A 15491-nucleotide genomic window follows, 5' to 3' on the forward strand; every position below is an offset into this window, starting at 1 on the left:
GAAGTAAATCCTTAACGAGATGGCAACGGTGCCATCCGTTCTCTAAGTGAAGGCAGGAGTGGCGGTCGGCAGAGCACCGTTGACAGACCCGTCCAAAAGGGTCGAGTCGCCCATCTCACTCAGGGCGAGGGCGAGCGCCCCGAGCACCTCAGCACGGCCCCCAAGTGCCCCCGGGAGAACGGACAGTTGGCGCGCCGCGCTGGGGATGGCGTAGCGGCCGACGGACTCCCTGATCGGCCCGAGCACCAGCTCACCGGCCTCGGCGAGATCACCGCCGAGGACCACCCGGCTCGGGTTCAGCAGATTGCAGAGATTGGCCACTCCACTGCCGATGTGGCGGCCGACGTCGGCGATCACCCGACGGCAGCCCGGGTCGCCGTCCCTGGCCAGCCGCACGACGCCTTCCATCGTCAGATCGGTGCCATGGCTGGGCTGGAGCAGCGGGAGCACATAGCGCGCGGCCGTGAACGTCTCCAGGCAGCCGCGGTTCCCGCAACGGCAGACCGGGCCGGATTCATCCAGGGTAATATGTCCTATTTCGCCAGCGGTGCCACCAGGGCCGCGGTAGATCTTCCCGTTGATCACCAGACCGGCGCCGACACCGCTCGCGACCTTGATGTAAGCAAGGTCACGGACGCCCTTGCCGCTGCCCCAGACCAGCTCGCCGAGGGCACCGAGGTTGGCGTCGTTGTCGACGTACACGGGCACACCCAGGCGCTCGCGCAGCTCCTCCGCGGGCTTGGTGCCGCCCCAGCCCGGCAGGATCGAGGTGGAGCCGAGGGTCCCCGACTCGACGTCGATCGGACCGGGCACGCCGAGCCCGACCCCGGCGATCTTGGACCGGTCCACTCCGGTCGCCGCGATCAGGCGGTTGACCAGCTCCTCCGCCCGGTCGAAGCCCTGCGTGGAGGAGGCGTCGACGTCCAGCGGCTCGGACTCCTCGGCCAGCACCTGGTGGGCGAGGTTGCCGATCGCGACACGCAGGTGGGTGTGCCCGAAGTCGACACCGATCACGATCCCGGCGTCGCCGCTCAGGCTGACGCTGCGGGCCCGCCGCCCGCCGGCCGAGGTGGGCGTGACCTCGACGGTTCCGCCGCCCTTCAGCTCCCGCACGATGTTGGAGACCGTCGCGGCTGACAGGCCGGTCGTCCGCGCGATCTCCGCCTGCGTGAGCGAGCCTGCCAGCCGTACGGCCCGCACGACACGTTCCAGGTTGGCTCGGTGCAGCGACGACTGCGACCCCGGAGTCTCCATCGACTCATCCACTCCCGACATCGGTGGGGCGGCCCCAGCGCCGCCCGTGACCCAGGTCACATCCACGGAACCGGGCCACTTACAAGTTATGAACTCCAAGCTCGGCTGTACGGGTTACCGCAGTCAAGTCCTTGAGGGAAATCGCTGTCACTTCGATGGTCCGCCCCGGACACCCCACAGACACGACGACGCCACCCTGGAGCAGGGTGGCGTCGGATCGTGATCGAGTTGTGACCGTAAGTCGGCCAGGGCCTGCCGGCGGACAGGCCCTACTTCAGCGCCCCCGCCGTCAGGCCCGCGACCACCTGCCGCTGGAAGACGACGTACGCCGCCAGCACCGGGAGCATGGCCATGACCAGTCCGGCGAAGAGGCCGGACCAGTCGCCCTTGTAGCCCTGGCTGACCGCGAGCTGGACCAGGCCCTGGGTGAGGACCTTCTTGTCCGGGTCGGTGTTGAGGACCGTGGGCAGCATGTACTGGTTCCACTGGCCCAGGAAGTTGAAGATCCCCACGCTGATCAGGCCGGGCTTGGCCATCGGGAGCATGATCTGGAAGAACGTACGGGTGTGCGAGGCGCCGTCGACGAACGCCGCCTCCGCCACGGACGTGGGCAGCGTGCGGAAGAACGCCGTCAGGAAGAAGACCGTGAACGGCAGCGAGTACGCGATGTAGACCAGGATCAGTCCATGGAGCGTGTTCAGCAGGCCCATGTTGTTCACGACGTAGAACAGCGGGACCAGCGCCAGCATGATCGGGAAGCTCATGCCGCCGATGAACAGGTAGTAGATGAACCGGTTGCCCGGGAAGTCGAAGCGGGCCAGCACATAGGCCGCCATCGAGCCGAGCACCAGCGTGCCGATGAGCGAACCGCCCACCACCAGGACGGTGTTGAGGAAGTAGTCGCTCATGTTGGCGTCGGTCCACGCCCGCGACCAGTTGTCGAAGTGCAGGTGGTGCGGCAGGGCCCAGGGCGAGGTGAAGATGGAGCGGTCGTCCTTGAAGGACGTCATCACCGCCCACAGCAGCGGCATGACCACCATGACCGCCCAGATGATCAGGATGCCGTGGGAGAAGGCGTTGAGGACGGTGCCCTCTTTCTTCGGCTTCTGGGGCCGGGCCGGGAGCACGTCCACCTTGGCGACGGTCGCGCCGGACTCGGCCGGCAGCGGGGCAGGGGTCTCGGTCGTCTTCATGGCTTCAGAACTCCAGCCGCTCGCGACGGCCCAGTCGCATCACGATCGCCGCGAACGCGAGCGTGACCACGAGCAGGGCGACGCCGATGGTGGTGGCGTAGGCGGCCTGGCCGTCCCGGAACGCCTTCTGGTACACGTACAGGACCATCACGCTGGTCGAGTAGTCGGGCCCGCCCGGTCCGGTCGTCATGATCTGTACGACCGCGAACGACTCGGCGCCGAGCGCCATGATGCCCATGTACACCCAGCCGGACTGCACCGTGTCCCACAGCAGCGGCAGGGTGAGACGGAAGAACGTGGTGAATCGGTTCGCCCCGTCCAGCAGGGCCGCCTCGTACAGCTCGGCCGGGATGGAGGCCATGCCGGCCGAGAAGAGGACCACGAAGAAACCGACCGTGGACCACACGAGCACCGCCATCACGCACCACAGCGCGAGGCCCGGGTCACCCAGCCACAGCGGCTGGACGCTGCCGAGGCCGATGCCGCGCAGGAACGAGTTGATCGCGCCGCTGTCGGGGTTGTACGCGTACTGGAAAAGAAGCGCGACGATCGCGATCGAGAGGACCTGTGGGAAGAAATACACGATTTTGTAGAAGGAGGAGCCCCGGACCCCCGAGATCACGGGGCCGCCCCTTCTCCGCCGTCCGCCCACATTGATCATGAAGGCGAAGAACAGCGCCAGACCGAGGGTCACCAGCGGCAGCACCAGAGCGAGAAGGAGACTGTGCTGCAACGACTTCCAGAAGATGTCGTCGTGGAACATCCTCTTGTAGTTGTCGAAGCCGACCATCTTGAATTCGGGGCTCAGGCCGGTCCAGTCCGTGAACGAGTAGTAGATGGACTGGATGAACGGCCACACCACGAAGAGCGCGTACAGTCCCAGGGGCAACGCCAGAAACCCCACGATGAACCGGTACTTGCCGTGCTGCATCGTCACTCCGGTGCGTTAAAGGGTGCTGGTTACTGGTGCTTGTAGTGCTTGATGGAGCTGTCCTTCGCGGCCTCGTCGGCGAAGCCCTGGATCTTCTTGATGGCCTCGGCCGGGGTGAGGCGGCCGGCCATCATCTCGCCGAGTCCGGCCACACCGATCTTCTCCTTCTGCAACTGCACGTACCAGTCCTGGAGCCGCGGATTCACCACGTTGGATCCGGCCTTCTCCAGCGCCGCCACACCGGACTTCAGACCCGGGGTGAGGGAGATTCCATCGGTACCACCGTTGTACGCGGTCAGCGACTTCACCTTGGCCGTGAAGTTCTTCGAGGACGCCTCGGAGAGCATGATGCGCAGCTGCTCCATTCCGCCCTCGGGGTTCGCGGCCTTGGCCGGAACGACGAACGGCTCACCGCCGGAGGCCCAGATGGTGCCGAACGGCATTTTGTCGGACGCGTCGATGCCGGAGGGCGCCGACACGGCCAGGTTGAAGTCGGCCGGGATGACGTTGGCCGACTCGTTCTCCACCCAGGAGCCGTTCGGGATGAACAGCGCCTTGCCCTGGGCCCAGGCGGTCTGCGACTGGATGTGGTCCAGGCCGGGGGTGCCCTTGAGGACGTAGCCCTTCTTGTACAGCTCGTAGTACGCCTCGAAACAGGCCTTGACGGCCGGGTGCTTCCAGGCGTTCGGCTCCAGGTTGTCGATGGCGTCGAGCACCTCGCGCCCGCCGACCTTGCCGATCATCGGGTACAGCGAGAAGGGCAGGTAGTACGGGTACTTGCCCGCGTAGGTCCAGCCCGCCATGCCCTTTTTCTTGGCCTTCTCGCAGACCTTGAGCATCTCGTCCCAGGTCTCCGGGTACTTCTCGTCCAGCGAGTCGAGGGCCTTCTGCGAGTACCAGACGCCGTACACCGTGTAGGCGTAGTACAGGATCCAGACCGGGTTGCCGTCGAACTGGCCCATCTCCACGATGCCGGGGCGCAGCGTGTCGCGGACCTTCTTGCCGGGGTCGTCGTACGACGGGGCGTCCAGCAGCGCGGTGAGGTCCGCCAGCTGGTTCTTGCCGACGAGCACGCCCATGTCCATCTGCTCGGCGCCGGAGTTGTCGATGAGGTCCGGCGGGTTGCCCTGGTTGAAGCGGGGCTGGAGGGTGGACTGGATCTTCTGGGTGGCGGAGAACTTCACCTTGGCCTTGGGGAAGTTCTGCTGGTAGATCTTCACCGCGTCCTGGGCGTACTCCTTGCCGAAGCCGCCGTCGAAGAGGACGAATTCCATCGGGGCGGTGTCATTGACGGCGAGCGGGTTCTTGGCGCTCTTCTTGCCCGCCTTCGCCTTCTTCTGTCCGTCGCCGCCGCTGCTCGCACAGGCGGACAGCAGGCCCATTCCGGGGGCCGCGACAAGGCCGAGCGCGGCCGAACGCTTGATCAGATCGCGGCGGCCGACACCCTCGCCACCGTGGTGCTCAGTGGATCCCATGCTCAAGTCCTCGCCTTCTCCAGGACTCAGGCGGTGAACCGGATCCTCCCCGGCACCGCGGTCGGGTAGTGCAGGGTCGTGCAGGAAACGCCGACAGGTATAGTCCACTTCCCGCCAGCTGAGCAAGATCGAATGCAAGGTTCGCCATGGGTCTTTTCCGAGTTGAGACCTGGGGGAAACATGAGCCTCCGGCGCGGACCCGGTGAGAAAAATCCGCGGCATTGGTCCCTGAATGCCACACCCAACACCCTTGACATCAACGGCCACTTGACCACCTACTGGTTCCTGCGCACGAAGCTGACAACGTTGTCCACCGTTCGGCGCAGGGAGGGAATCCGTAGATGCAGCGGAAGATGCAGCGGAGAACTCGGCACAGATACGGTCCGGCGGTCGTCCTCACGGCCGCCTTTGTCATGGCCGTCGGATCGCAGGGCGCGGCGGTCGCGCTGCCCGGCAAGGCACCAGCCGCCGACCGGGAGTTCGCATCCTCGTTCGAGGTGAACGATCCGGCGCCGGACTGGCTGAGCACCGTCGACACCGCACCCGACGGCACCAAGCGCGCCTCGGGCGTCGACGGCGGCTACAGCACCGGCATACCGGGCAATGTGACCGACCGTGTCACCGACGTCCGGGCGAGCGGCGAGAACACGGGCGCCGGGGAGGTGAAGGAGAACCTCGTCGACGGTGAGCCCAGCACCAAGTGGCTGACCTTCCAGCCCACCGGCTGGGTGGAGTTCGACCTGGACAAGCCGGTCGAACTGGCGACGTACGCGCTCACCTCGGCCAACGACTACGACGGGCGCGACCCGAAGGACTGGACGCTCCAGGGCTCCGCCGACGGCCACGACTGGAAGACCCTCGACACCCGTGCGGGGGAAAGCTTCAGCGCGCGGTTCCAGACGAAGTCCTACGACCTCGCCCAGCCGGCCGAGTACCAGCACTTCCGGCTGGACGTGACGAAGAACAACGGCGCGACGGACATCCTCCAGATCGCCGACGTGCAGTTCTCCACCGGCGGCACGGGCGGCACGGTGCCGCAGGACATGCTGTCGCTGGTCGACCGGGGCCCGAACGGCTCCCCGACGGCCAAGGCGCGGGCCGGGTACACCGGCAGGCGCGCGCTGCGCTACGCCGGCCGGCACACGGCGAGCGGGCGGGCGTACTCGTACAACAAGGTCTTCGACGTGAACGTGAAGGTCGGGGGCGACACCCAGCTGTCGTACCGCATCTTCCCGTCGATGGCCGACGGCGACCGCGACTACGACGCCACCAACGTCTCGGTCGACCTGGCCTTCACCGACGGCACCTATCTGAGCGGCCTGGGCGCCACGGACCAGCACGGGTTCCCGCTGTCGCCGCGCGGCCAGGGCGAGTCGAAGGCGCTGTACGTCAACCAGTGGAACAACGTGGTCTCGCGCATCGGCTCGGTCGCGGCCGGCAAGACCGTCGACCGGATCCTCGTGGCGTACGACTCCCCGAGCGGCCCGGCGAAGTTCCGCGGCTGGATGGACGACCTGGCGCTCCGGCCGGTCCCGCCCGAGGAGCCGAAGGCGCACCTGTCCGACTACGCGCTGACCACCCGCGGCACCAACTCCAGCGGCAGTTTCTCGCGCGGCAACAACTTCCCGGCGACGGCGCTCCCCCATGGCTTCAACTTCTGGACGCCGGTGACCAACGCATCGTCGCTGAGCTGGCTGTACGAATACGCACGTGCGAACAACGACGACAATCTACCCACGATCCAGGCGTTCAGCGCGAGCCACGAGCCGAGCCCGTGGATGGGTGACCGGCAGACCTTCCAGGTGATGCCGTCCGCCGCGACCGGCACCCCGGACACGGGCCGCACGGCGCGGGCGCTGCCCTTCCGGCACGAGAACGAGACCGCGCGGCCGTACTACTACGGGGCGCGGTTCGAGAACGGGCTGAAGGCGGAGCTGGCGCCGACCGACCACGCGGCCGCCTTGCGGTTCACCTATCCGGGCGCGGACGCGAGCGTGCTCTTCGACAACGTCACCGAGCAGGCGGGGCTGACCCTGGACAAGGAGCACGGGACCGTCACCGGCTACTCGGACGTGAAGTCGGGCCTGTCGACGGGCGCGACGCGGCTGTTCGTGTACGGCGAGTTCGACAAGCCCGTGACGGACGGCGCGTCGAGCGGGGTCAAGGGCTATCTGCGCTTCGACGCGGGCGCGGACCACACGGTCACGCTGCGCCTGGCGACCTCCCTCATCAGCGTCGACCAGGCCAAGGACAACCTGAGCCAGGAGATCCCGGCCGGCACCTCCTTCGGCACGGTCAAGGAGCAGGCCCGGCGGACCTGGGACAAGCTGTTCGGCCGGGTCGAGGTGGAGGGCGCGACCCCGGACCAGCTGACCACGCTCTACTCCAGCATGTACCGGCTGTACCTGTACCCCAACTCCGGCTTCGAGAAGGCCGGCGGCAAGGACGAGTACGCCTCGCCCTTCTCCCCCATGCCGGGCCCGGACACGCCGACGCACACGGGCGCGAAGATCGTGGACGGCAGGGTGTACGTCAACAACGGTTTCTGGGACACCTATCGGACCACGTGGCCGGCGTACTCGTTCCTGACGCCATCTCAGGCGGGCGAGATGGTCGACGGGTTCGTGCAGCAGTACAAGGACGGCGGCTGGACCTCCCGCTGGTCCTCCCCCGGGTACGCCGACCTGATGACGGGCACCTCCTCGGACGTCGCGTTCGCCGACGCCTACGTCAAGGGCGTGCACTTCGACGCCGAGGCGGCGTACGACGCGGCGCTGAAGAACGCCACGGTCGTGCCGCCGACGTCGGGCGTGGGCCGCAAGGGCATGAGCACCTCGCCCTTCCTCGGCTACACCAGCACCGACACCGGCGAGGGCCTGTCCTGGGCGCTGGAGGGCTACGTCAACGACTACGGCATCGCGAAGATGGGCGAGGCGCTGTACAGGAAGACGGGCGAGCAGCACTACAAGGACGAGTCCGAGTACCTCCTCAACCGCGCCCGGGACTACGTGAAGCTCTTCGACTCCCGGGCGGGCTTCTTCGTCGGCCGCACCGCCCAGGGCGACTGGCGGGTGGACTCCGAGAAGTACGACCCGCGCGTGTGGGGGTACGACTACACGGAGACCAACGGCTGGGGCTACGCCTTCACGGCCCCGCAGGACAGCCGGGGTCTGGCCAATCTGTACGGCGGCCGCAAGGGCCTCGCGGACAAGCTGGACGAGTACTTCGCGACGCCGGAGACGGCCTCGCCGGACTTCGTCGGCTCCTACGGCGGTGTCATCCACGAGATGACCGAGGCCCGGGACGTCCGGATGGGCATGTACGGCCACTCCAACCAGGTCGCCCATCATGTGATCTACATGTACGACGCGGCCGGCCGGCCCTGGAAGGCGCAGCAGTACGTGCGTGAGGCGCTGTCCCGGCTCTACAACGGCAGCGAGATCGGGCAGGGCTACCACGGCGACGAGGACAACGGCGAGCAGTCCGCCTGGTACCTCTTCTCCTCGCTCGGCTTCTACCCGCTGGTGATGGGCAGCGGTGAGTACGCCATCGGCTCCCCGCTGTTCAAGCAGGTCACCGTGCATCTGGAGAACGGCCGGGACCTCGTGGTCAAGGCGCCGGAGAACAGCGCGAAGAACGTGTACGTGCAGGGCGTGACGTTCAACGGCAAGCCCTGGACGTCGACCTCGCTGCCGCACTCGCTGCTGTCCCGGGGCGGGGAGCTGGAGTTCTCCATGGGCCCCGAGCCCTCGGCCTGGGGCACGGACCAGAACGCGGGCCCGGTCTCCATCACCCAGGACGACAAGGTGCCGAACCCGCGCGCGGACGTCCTGACGGGTGACGGCGCCTTGTTCGACAACACCTCGGCCACCGCCGCGACGGTCTCCTCGGTGGACCTGCCGGTCAAGGACGCCACCAAGGCCGTCCAGTACACGCTGACCTCGTCGGCGGACCGCACGGAGGCGCCGACCGGGTGGACCCTGCAGGGCTCCGCGGACGGCAGGAGCTGGAAGACGCTGGACCACCGCGCGGGCGAAACCTTCACGTGGGACCGGCAGACCCGGGCGTTCACGATCACCGCGCCGGGTTCCTACGCCAGGTACCGGCTGGTGCTGGACGGCGAGGCGACGCTCGCGGAGGTGGAGCTGCTGGCCTGACGCGGGCACAGGGACAGGGGGGCGGGCCCGTCGGGGCCCGCCCCCTTCAAGACCGAAGGCCACGTACGCCCGCAAGACCGCGTAAGCCCGCGCGGGCGTACGCCGGGGGTCACCTGGTCGGGCCAGCCCAAGTGGCCGGACATCGTTGTCCAGAGCCACGCTGGAGCCATGTACAGACCAAGGGACAACGGTGCCGCATCCGGGCAGCAGCACAGGCCACTCGGTTCACAGGCCGGAAGGTGTGATGTCCATCGCTCGGGCCAGCCGTAGTCACCCGGAGGCGTCGGTGTTAGAAATATCGCATGTCGGACCTTTTCGGCCGATTCAGGAGCATGTGGCGCTCCATGGTCGGCAGGAGCCCGCGCAGCGTCGCCGGGCAGGTCTTCATCCTGCAGGTGGCCCTGGTGGTGGCACTCGTGGTCTCCGCCGTCTTCGCCGTCTTCCTGCAGTCGGAGCGTGACACCACCGCGGAGGCCAAGCGCCGGTCCATCGCCGTCGCACAGACCTTCGCGCACGCCCCTGGCATCGTGCAGGCGCTGCAGAGCCCCGACCCGTCCAAGGTGCTCCAGCCGCTCACCGAGGCGGGACGCAGGGCCGCGGGCGTCGACTTCATCGTGGTCATGGACACCAAGGGCATCCGGTACACCCACCCCATCCCGAGCAAGATCGGCCATCGCTTCGTGGGCAGGATCGGACCGTCGCTGGCCGGGCACGTCTACACCGAGTCCGTCCACGGCCCGCTCGGCCACGAGGTTCAGGCGACCGTTCCCATCGACGACGCCCATGGCAAGGTGATCGCTCTCGTCTCCGCCGGGCTGAAGGTCAAGAACGTGACCAGCCAGGTGGACCGGCAGCTGCCGATCATCCTGACCGCCGGAGCCGCGGCTCTCGTACTTTCGACCGGCGGGACGGCTCTGATGAGCAGGCGGCTGAGGCGGCAGACCCACAGCCTGGCCCCGGACGAGATGACCCGTATGTACGAGCACCACGACACGGTGCTGCACTCGGTGCGGGAAGGCGTGCTCATCGTCGGTGACGACGGGCGGCTGCTGCTCGCCAACGACGAGGCCAGGCGGCTGCTGGAGCTGTCTCCCGAGGCCGAGGGACAGCCGGTGCGGGAGCTGTCGGGGCTCGCCCCCGAGACGGTGGAGCTGCTCGTCTCCGGGCGGGAGGCCACCGACGAGGTGCACCTGGCCGGAGGACGGCTGCTGGCGGTCAACCAGCGGCCGACGGACGGTGCGGGCGGTCCCCGGGGAACCGTGATGACGCTGCGCGACTCCACCGAGCTTCAGGCCGTGTCCGGCCGCGCGGAGGCGGCGCGGGAGCGACTGGATCTGCTGTACGACGCGGGACTGGGCATCGGCACCACGCTCGACGTGGCCCGCACGGCCGACGAGCTGGCGATGCTCGCTGTCCCGCGCTTCGCCGACTTCGTCACCGTGGACGTGGCCGACGCCGTGCTGCGCGGCGAGGAGCCGGCCGCCACGGCGACGGACATGCGGCGGATCGCCGTGCGGGGCATCCGGAACGACCACCCGCTCTACGAGAAGGGCCGGCTGTTCGACTGGCTGCCCTCCACCCCGCAGGCACGCGGCTACGGCGCCGGGCGCTCCGAGCTGGTGACCGACCTGTCGACCGCCTCCGGCTGGCATGCACAGGACCCGGATCGCGCGCGCCGGATCATGGACTACGGCATCCACGCGCTCATCGCCGTCCCGATCCAGGCCCGCGGTGTCGTGCTGGGCATGGTCAACTTCTGGCGTTCCAAGCAGCACCCCTTCGACGAGGAGGAGCTGTCGCTTGCGGAGGAGCTGGTGGCCCGGGCCGCGGTCAGCATCGACAACGCCCGCCGGTACACCCGCGAGCACGCCCTGGCGGTCACGCTCCAGCGCAGCCTGCTGCCGCGGGCGCTGCCCGAGCAGAGCGCCCTGGAGGTCGGCTACCGCTATCTGCCCGCCCAGTCGGGCGTGAGCGGGGACTGGTTCGACGTGATCCCGCTGCCGGGGAGCCGGGTGGCGCTGGTCGTCGGCGACGTGGTCGGGCACGGCCTGCACGCCGCCGCGACGATGGGCCGGCTGCGGACCGCGGTGCACAACTTCGCCACGCTCGATCTGCCGCCCGACGAGCTGCTCGGCCATCTGGACGACCTGGTCGGCCGCATCGACCAGGACGAGAACCACGCGGACGAGGCGTCGGGCATCGTGGGCGCCACCTGCCTGTACGCGATCTACGACCCGGTGACGCGGCGCTGCGCCATGGCGCGGGCCGGGCATCTGGCGCCCGCGCTGGTCCACCCCGACGGCAGTGCCACCTTCGCCGACCTGCCCGCCGGGCCGCCGCTGGGCCTCGGCGGCATGCCGTTCCAGACGGCCGAGCTGGAGCTGGCCGAGGGGACCCAGCTCGTCCTGTACACCGACGGCCTCATCGAGGACCGCACACGTGACCTGGACGTGGGCATGGAGCTGCTGCGGCAGGCGCTCACCGGCCACCCCGACCGCTCGCCGGAGGAGAGCTGCCAGGCGGTGCTGACCGAGCTGCTGCCGGAGCGGGCCAAGGACGACGTCGCCCTGCTCATCGCGCGCGCCCGGGCGCTGCCGGCCGAGAACGTCGCCGACTGGGACGTGCCGAGCGACCCGGCCGCCGTGTCCGGTATGCGCGCCGCCGTGTCCGGCAAGCTCGAGGAGTGGGGCCTGGCCGAGCTGGGCTTCGGAATGGAACTCGTCCTGAGCGAGCTGATCACCAACGCCATCCGCTACGCCTCCGAGCCGATCCATGTGCGGCTGATCCGTGACCGCACGCTGATCTGCGAGGTGGCCGACGGCAGCAGCACCTCACCGCATCTGCGGTACGCGGCGACGACCGACGAGGGCGGCCGGGGCCTGTTCCTGGTCTCGCAGATGTCCGAGCGCTGGGGCACCAGGTACACACCCCAGGGCAAGGTGATCTGGGCCGAGGTGGCCATGCCGAAGTTCCCGGACTTCCCGGACCTGGCTGCGGACTGAGGGGATCGGGGCCGTACGGCGAAGGGCCGCACCCCCGTCGCCGGGGATGCGGCCCTGTACCGCCGTGCCGTACCGCTTACTTGCGGATCAGGTTGCGGAGCACGTACTGCATGATGCCGCCGTTGCGGTAGTAGTCGGCCTCACCGGGGGTGTCGATGCGGACGACCGCGTCGAACTCGACACCGCTGTCGGTGGTGACCTTGACCGTGCGCGGCGTGGTGCCCTCGTTCAGCTCGGTGACACCGGCGATGGAGAAGGTCTCCTCACCCGTCAGGCCGAGGGACTCGGCGGAGGCACCCTCCGGGAACTGGAGCGGGAGCACGCCCATGCCGATGAGGTTCGAGCGGTGGATGCGCTCGTACGACTCGGCGATGACGGCCTTCACGCCGAGCAGCGCGGTGCCCTTGGCCGCCCAGTCGCGGGACGAGCCGGAGCCGTACTCCTTGCCGGCCAGGACGACCAGCGGGATGCCCTGCTCGATGTAGTTGCGGGAGGCGTCGTAGATGAACGACACCGGCGCGTCGGCCTGGGTGAAGTCGCGGGTGTAGCCGCCCTCGGTGCCCGGCGCGATCTGGTTGCGCAGGCGGATGTTGGCGAACGTACCGCGGATCATGACCTCGTGGTTGCCACGGCGGGAGCCGTAGGAGTTGAAGTCACGACGCTCGACACCGTGCTCGGTCAGGTACTTGCCCGCCGGGGTGTCGGCCTTGATCGCACCGGCCGGGGAGATGTGGTCGGTGGTGACCGAGTCGCCCAGCTTGGCGAGCACGCGGGCACCGGCGATGTCGGTGACCGGGGCCGGCTCCATGCCCATGCCCTCGAAGTACGGGGGCTTGCGGACGTAGGTCGACTCGGCGTCCCACTCGAAGGTGTTGCCGGTCGGGACCGGGAGGGACTGCCACTGGGCGTCGCCCGCGAAGACGTCCTGGTAGGACTTGTTGAACATGTCCTCGCCGATGGCGTTGGCCACGACGTCGTTGACCTCGGCCTCGGTCGGCCAGATGTCGGTCAGGTAGACCGGGTTGCCGTCCTGGTCGGTGCCGAGGGCGTCCTTGGTGATGTCCACCTTCATGGAGCCCGCGAGGGCGTACGCGACGACCAGCGGCGGGGAGGCCAGGTAGTTCATCTTGACGTCGGGGTTGATACGGCCCTCGAAGTTCCGGTTGCCGGAGAGGACCGAGGTGACCGCGAGGTCGTGGTCGTTGACGGCCTTGGAGACCTCCTCCGGCAGCGGGCCGGAGTTGCCGATGCAGGTGGTGCAGCCGTAGCCGACGAGGTTGAAGCCGACCTTGTCGAGGTACGGGGTGAGGCCCGCCTTGTCGAAGTAGTCGGTGACGACCTTCGAGCCCGGGGCGAGGGTGGTCTTGACCCACGGCTTGCGGGTCAGGCCCTTCTCCACGGCCTTCTTCGCGACGAGCGCGGCGGCGACCATGACGTACGGGTTCGACGTGTTGGTGCAGGAGGTGATGGCCGCGACCGTCACCGCACCGTGGTCCAGCTCGTAGGTCGTGCCGTCGGGGGCGGTGACCGGGACCGGGTTGGACGGGAAGCCGTTGGGGTGGACGGCCGGGGCGTCGGAGGCCGGGAAGGACTCCTTGCCCGCCTCGTCGGCGTCGTCCACGTAGTTGCGGACGTCCAGCTTGAACTGCTCGGCCGCGTTGGCGAGGACGATACGGTCCTGCGGGCGCTTCGGGCCGGCGATCGAGGGGACGACCGTCGACAGGTCCAGCTCGAGCTTCTCGGAGAAGTCCGGCTCGGCCTTCGGGTCCAGCCAGAGGCCCTGCTCCTTGGCGTACGCCTCGACGAGCGCGACCTGCTGCTCGCTGCGGCCCGTCAGGCGCAGGTAGTTCAGGGTCTCGCCGTCGATCGGGAAGATCGCGGCGGTGGAGCCGAACTCCGGCGACATGTTGCCGATGGTGGCGCGGTTGGCCAGGGAGGTGGCGGCGACGCCCTCGCCGTAGAACTCGACGAACTTGCCGACCACACCGTGCTTGCGCAGCATCTCGGTGATGGTGAGCACGAGGTCGGTGGCGGTCGTGCCCGGCTGCAGCTCACCGGTGAGCTTGAAGCCGACGACGCGCGGGATGAGCATGGAGACCGGCTGGCCGAGCATGGCGGCCTCGGCCTCGATGCCGCCGACGCCCCAGCCGAGGACGCCGAGGCCGTTGACCATGGTGGTGTGCGAGTCGGTGCCGACGAGGGTGTCGGGGTACGCCTGCCCGCCCCGCACCATGACGGTGCGGGCCAGGTGCTCGATGTTCACCTGGTGGACGATGCCGGTGCCCGGCGGGACGACCTTGAACTCGTCGAAGGCGGTCTGGCCCCAGCGCAGGAACTGGTAGCGCTCCTTGTTGCGGCCGTACTCCAGCTCGACGTTCTGCTTGAAGGCGTCGTTGGTGCCGAACTTGTCGGCGATGACGGAGTGGTCGATGACCAGCTCGGCCGGCGCCAGCGGGTTGATCTTCGCCGGGTCACCGCCCAGCTCCTTCACGGCCTCACGCATGGTCGCGAGGTCCACGACGCAGGGGACGCCGGTGAAGTCCTGCATGATCACGCGGGCCGGCGTGAACTGGATCTCCTGCGACGGCTGGGCCTGGGAGTCCCAGTTGCCGAGGGCGCGGATGTGGTCGGCGGTGATGTTCGCGCCGTCCTCCGTGCGGAGCAGGTTCTCCAGCAGGACCTTGAGGCTGTACGGCAGGCGAGCGGAGCCCTCCACCTTGTCCAGCCGGAAGATCTCGTACGACTCGTCGCCCACCTGCAGCGTGCTGCGGGCGTCGAAGCTGTTCGCCGACACGACAGTCTCCTTCATTGATGTGCGCGTTCCACCGCATCCTGCCGCCACGCCGGTCTGGCCGGTCCGCTGAGGTAAGGCTAAGTTAGGTAACCCTTACCGAGTGGCGGCTGCGGTGCGCCTCGGCAGATATCTCGATGTCGAGATAACTCTAGTACATGGGCGTCGGCTGGTCATGCCCGACCGGGCCCGGCCCTGCCGTTTTTCGGTGGCGTGGGCCACAGGGTGCCAGGCGAAGATCACCACATGACTCTCGACACCGCACTGATCGGCCGCTGGGACAGCTCACCCTTCGACTACGGCGTGATGGAGGCGTCGGAACTGGAGTTCCTGGAGGACGGGCGGGGCCGCGGCACGATAGCCAACGCCCTGAGCGAAGACGTCACGGAGTTCGAGTGGCACTGCCCGGAGCCCGGACTGCTGGAGGTTCGCGACGAGTACGGCACCGTGGAGCGGGTTCGCTACGTCATGGCCCCCGCCGTACCGACGTTCACACCGGATCCCGTACCGGCGGTCCGCTTCGAGCCGGACCTGTTCTTCGCCCAGGACTACGCGAGGATATGCGTGAATAATGGATGAATCACCCAAATCATGGCACATAATCCGTATTTCCGCTGGTCACTGACGTCCCGTCACCCGAATGGACCCCCCAACAGGCACCATCTCATATCTGAGATAGCCTCAACCA

8 protein-coding genes are annotated in these 15491 nt (G+C 68.2%); 3 read left to right on the forward strand and 5 right to left on the reverse strand.

All coding sequences use genetic code 11. From position 1 onward, the window contains the following. Positions 1 to 42: 42 nt before the first annotated feature. The 4 genes from ACWD3E_RS18050 to ngcE all read right to left on the reverse strand — a co-directional run bounded on the left by ACWD3E_RS18050 (position 43) and on the right by ngcE (position 4853). Complete coding sequence (locus tag ACWD3E_RS18050; protein WP_451388515.1) at positions 43 to 1254, reverse strand: ROK family transcriptional regulator; 1212 nt, start codon at positions 1252 to 1254, stop codon at positions 43 to 45. Between the two features lie 269 nt (positions 1255 to 1523). Beyond that, positions 1524 to 2447 carry a carbohydrate ABC transporter permease gene (locus tag ACWD3E_RS18055; RefSeq protein WP_451388516.1) on the reverse strand — a complete coding sequence of 308 codons (924 nt, stop codon included), beginning with the start codon at positions 2445 to 2447 and terminating at the stop codon, positions 1524 to 1526. A gap of 4 nt (positions 2448 to 2451) precedes the next feature. Next, positions 2452 to 3378, reverse strand: coding sequence for a carbohydrate ABC transporter permease (locus ACWD3E_RS18060; protein ID WP_451388595.1), 927 nt, complete (start codon positions 3376 to 3378; stop codon positions 2452 to 2454). Between the two features lie 29 nt (positions 3379 to 3407). Then, positions 3408 to 4853 carry an N-acetylglucosamine/diacetylchitobiose ABC transporter substrate-binding protein gene (ngcE, locus tag ACWD3E_RS18065; protein ID WP_451388517.1) on the reverse strand — a complete coding sequence of 482 codons (1446 nt, stop codon included), beginning with the start codon at positions 4851 to 4853 and terminating at the stop codon, positions 3408 to 3410. A gap of 413 nt (positions 4854 to 5266) precedes the next feature. On the opposite strand from ngcE, the gene ACWD3E_RS18070 reads away from it, so the two are divergent. Together ACWD3E_RS18070 and ACWD3E_RS18075 are read left to right on the forward strand one after the other, a co-directional pair. Next, positions 5267 to 9010 carry a GH92 family glycosyl hydrolase gene (locus tag ACWD3E_RS18070; protein ID WP_451388518.1) on the forward strand — a complete coding sequence of 1248 codons (3744 nt, stop codon included), beginning with the start codon at positions 5267 to 5269 and terminating at the stop codon, positions 9008 to 9010. Between the two features lie 344 nt (positions 9011 to 9354). Next, complete coding sequence (locus tag ACWD3E_RS18075; protein WP_451388596.1) at positions 9355 to 12012, forward strand: SpoIIE family protein phosphatase; 2658 nt, start codon at positions 9355 to 9357, stop codon at positions 12010 to 12012. A gap of 76 nt (positions 12013 to 12088) precedes the next feature. Here the strand turns inward: ACWD3E_RS18075 and acnA are convergent, their stop codons facing one another. Then, positions 12089 to 14806 (reverse strand): aconitate hydratase AcnA, encoded by a 2718-nt coding sequence (gene acnA / locus ACWD3E_RS18080; protein WP_451388519.1) that lies wholly within the window; start codon positions 14804 to 14806, stop codon positions 12089 to 12091. A 243-nt stretch (positions 14807 to 15049) separates the two neighbouring features. Here acnA and ACWD3E_RS18085 point away from each other — a divergent pair, with 243 nt between their 5' ends. After that, positions 15050 to 15382, forward strand: a complete 333-nt coding sequence (locus tag ACWD3E_RS18085; protein ID WP_451388520.1) for a hypothetical protein — start codon at positions 15050 to 15052, stop codon at positions 15380 to 15382. The last annotated feature ends 109 nt before the right edge of the window (positions 15383 to 15491 follow it).

It is taken from the genome of Streptomyces sp. NPDC002676 (assembly GCF_053592455.1).

Bases quoted from the DNA above. Each gene is read 5' to 3' on its own strand.
- ACWD3E_RS18050 (WP_451388515.1), bottom strand. From the start codon at position 1,254: ATGGAGACTCCGGGGTCGCAGTCGTCGCTGCACCGAGCCAACCTGGAA.
- ACWD3E_RS18055 (WP_451388516.1), bottom strand. From the start codon at position 2,447: ATGAAGACGACCGAGACCCCTGCCCCGCTGCCGGCCGAGTCCGGCGCG.
- ACWD3E_RS18060 (WP_451388595.1), bottom strand. From the start codon at position 3,378: ATGCAGCACGGCAAGTACCGGTTCATCGTGGGGTTTCTGGCGTTGCCC.
- ngcE (WP_451388517.1), bottom strand. From the start codon at position 4,853: ATGGGATCCACTGAGCACCACGGTGGCGAGGGTGTCGGCCGCCGCGAT.
- ACWD3E_RS18070 (WP_451388518.1), top strand. From the start codon at position 5,267: ATGGCCGTCGGATCGCAGGGCGCGGCGGTCGCGCTGCCCGGCAAGGCA.
- ACWD3E_RS18075 (WP_451388596.1), top strand. From the start codon at position 9,355: ATGGTCGGCAGGAGCCCGCGCAGCGTCGCCGGGCAGGTCTTCATCCTG.
- ACWD3E_RS18085 (WP_451388520.1), top strand. From the start codon at position 15,050: ATGACTCTCGACACCGCACTGATCGGCCGCTGGGACAGCTCACCCTTC.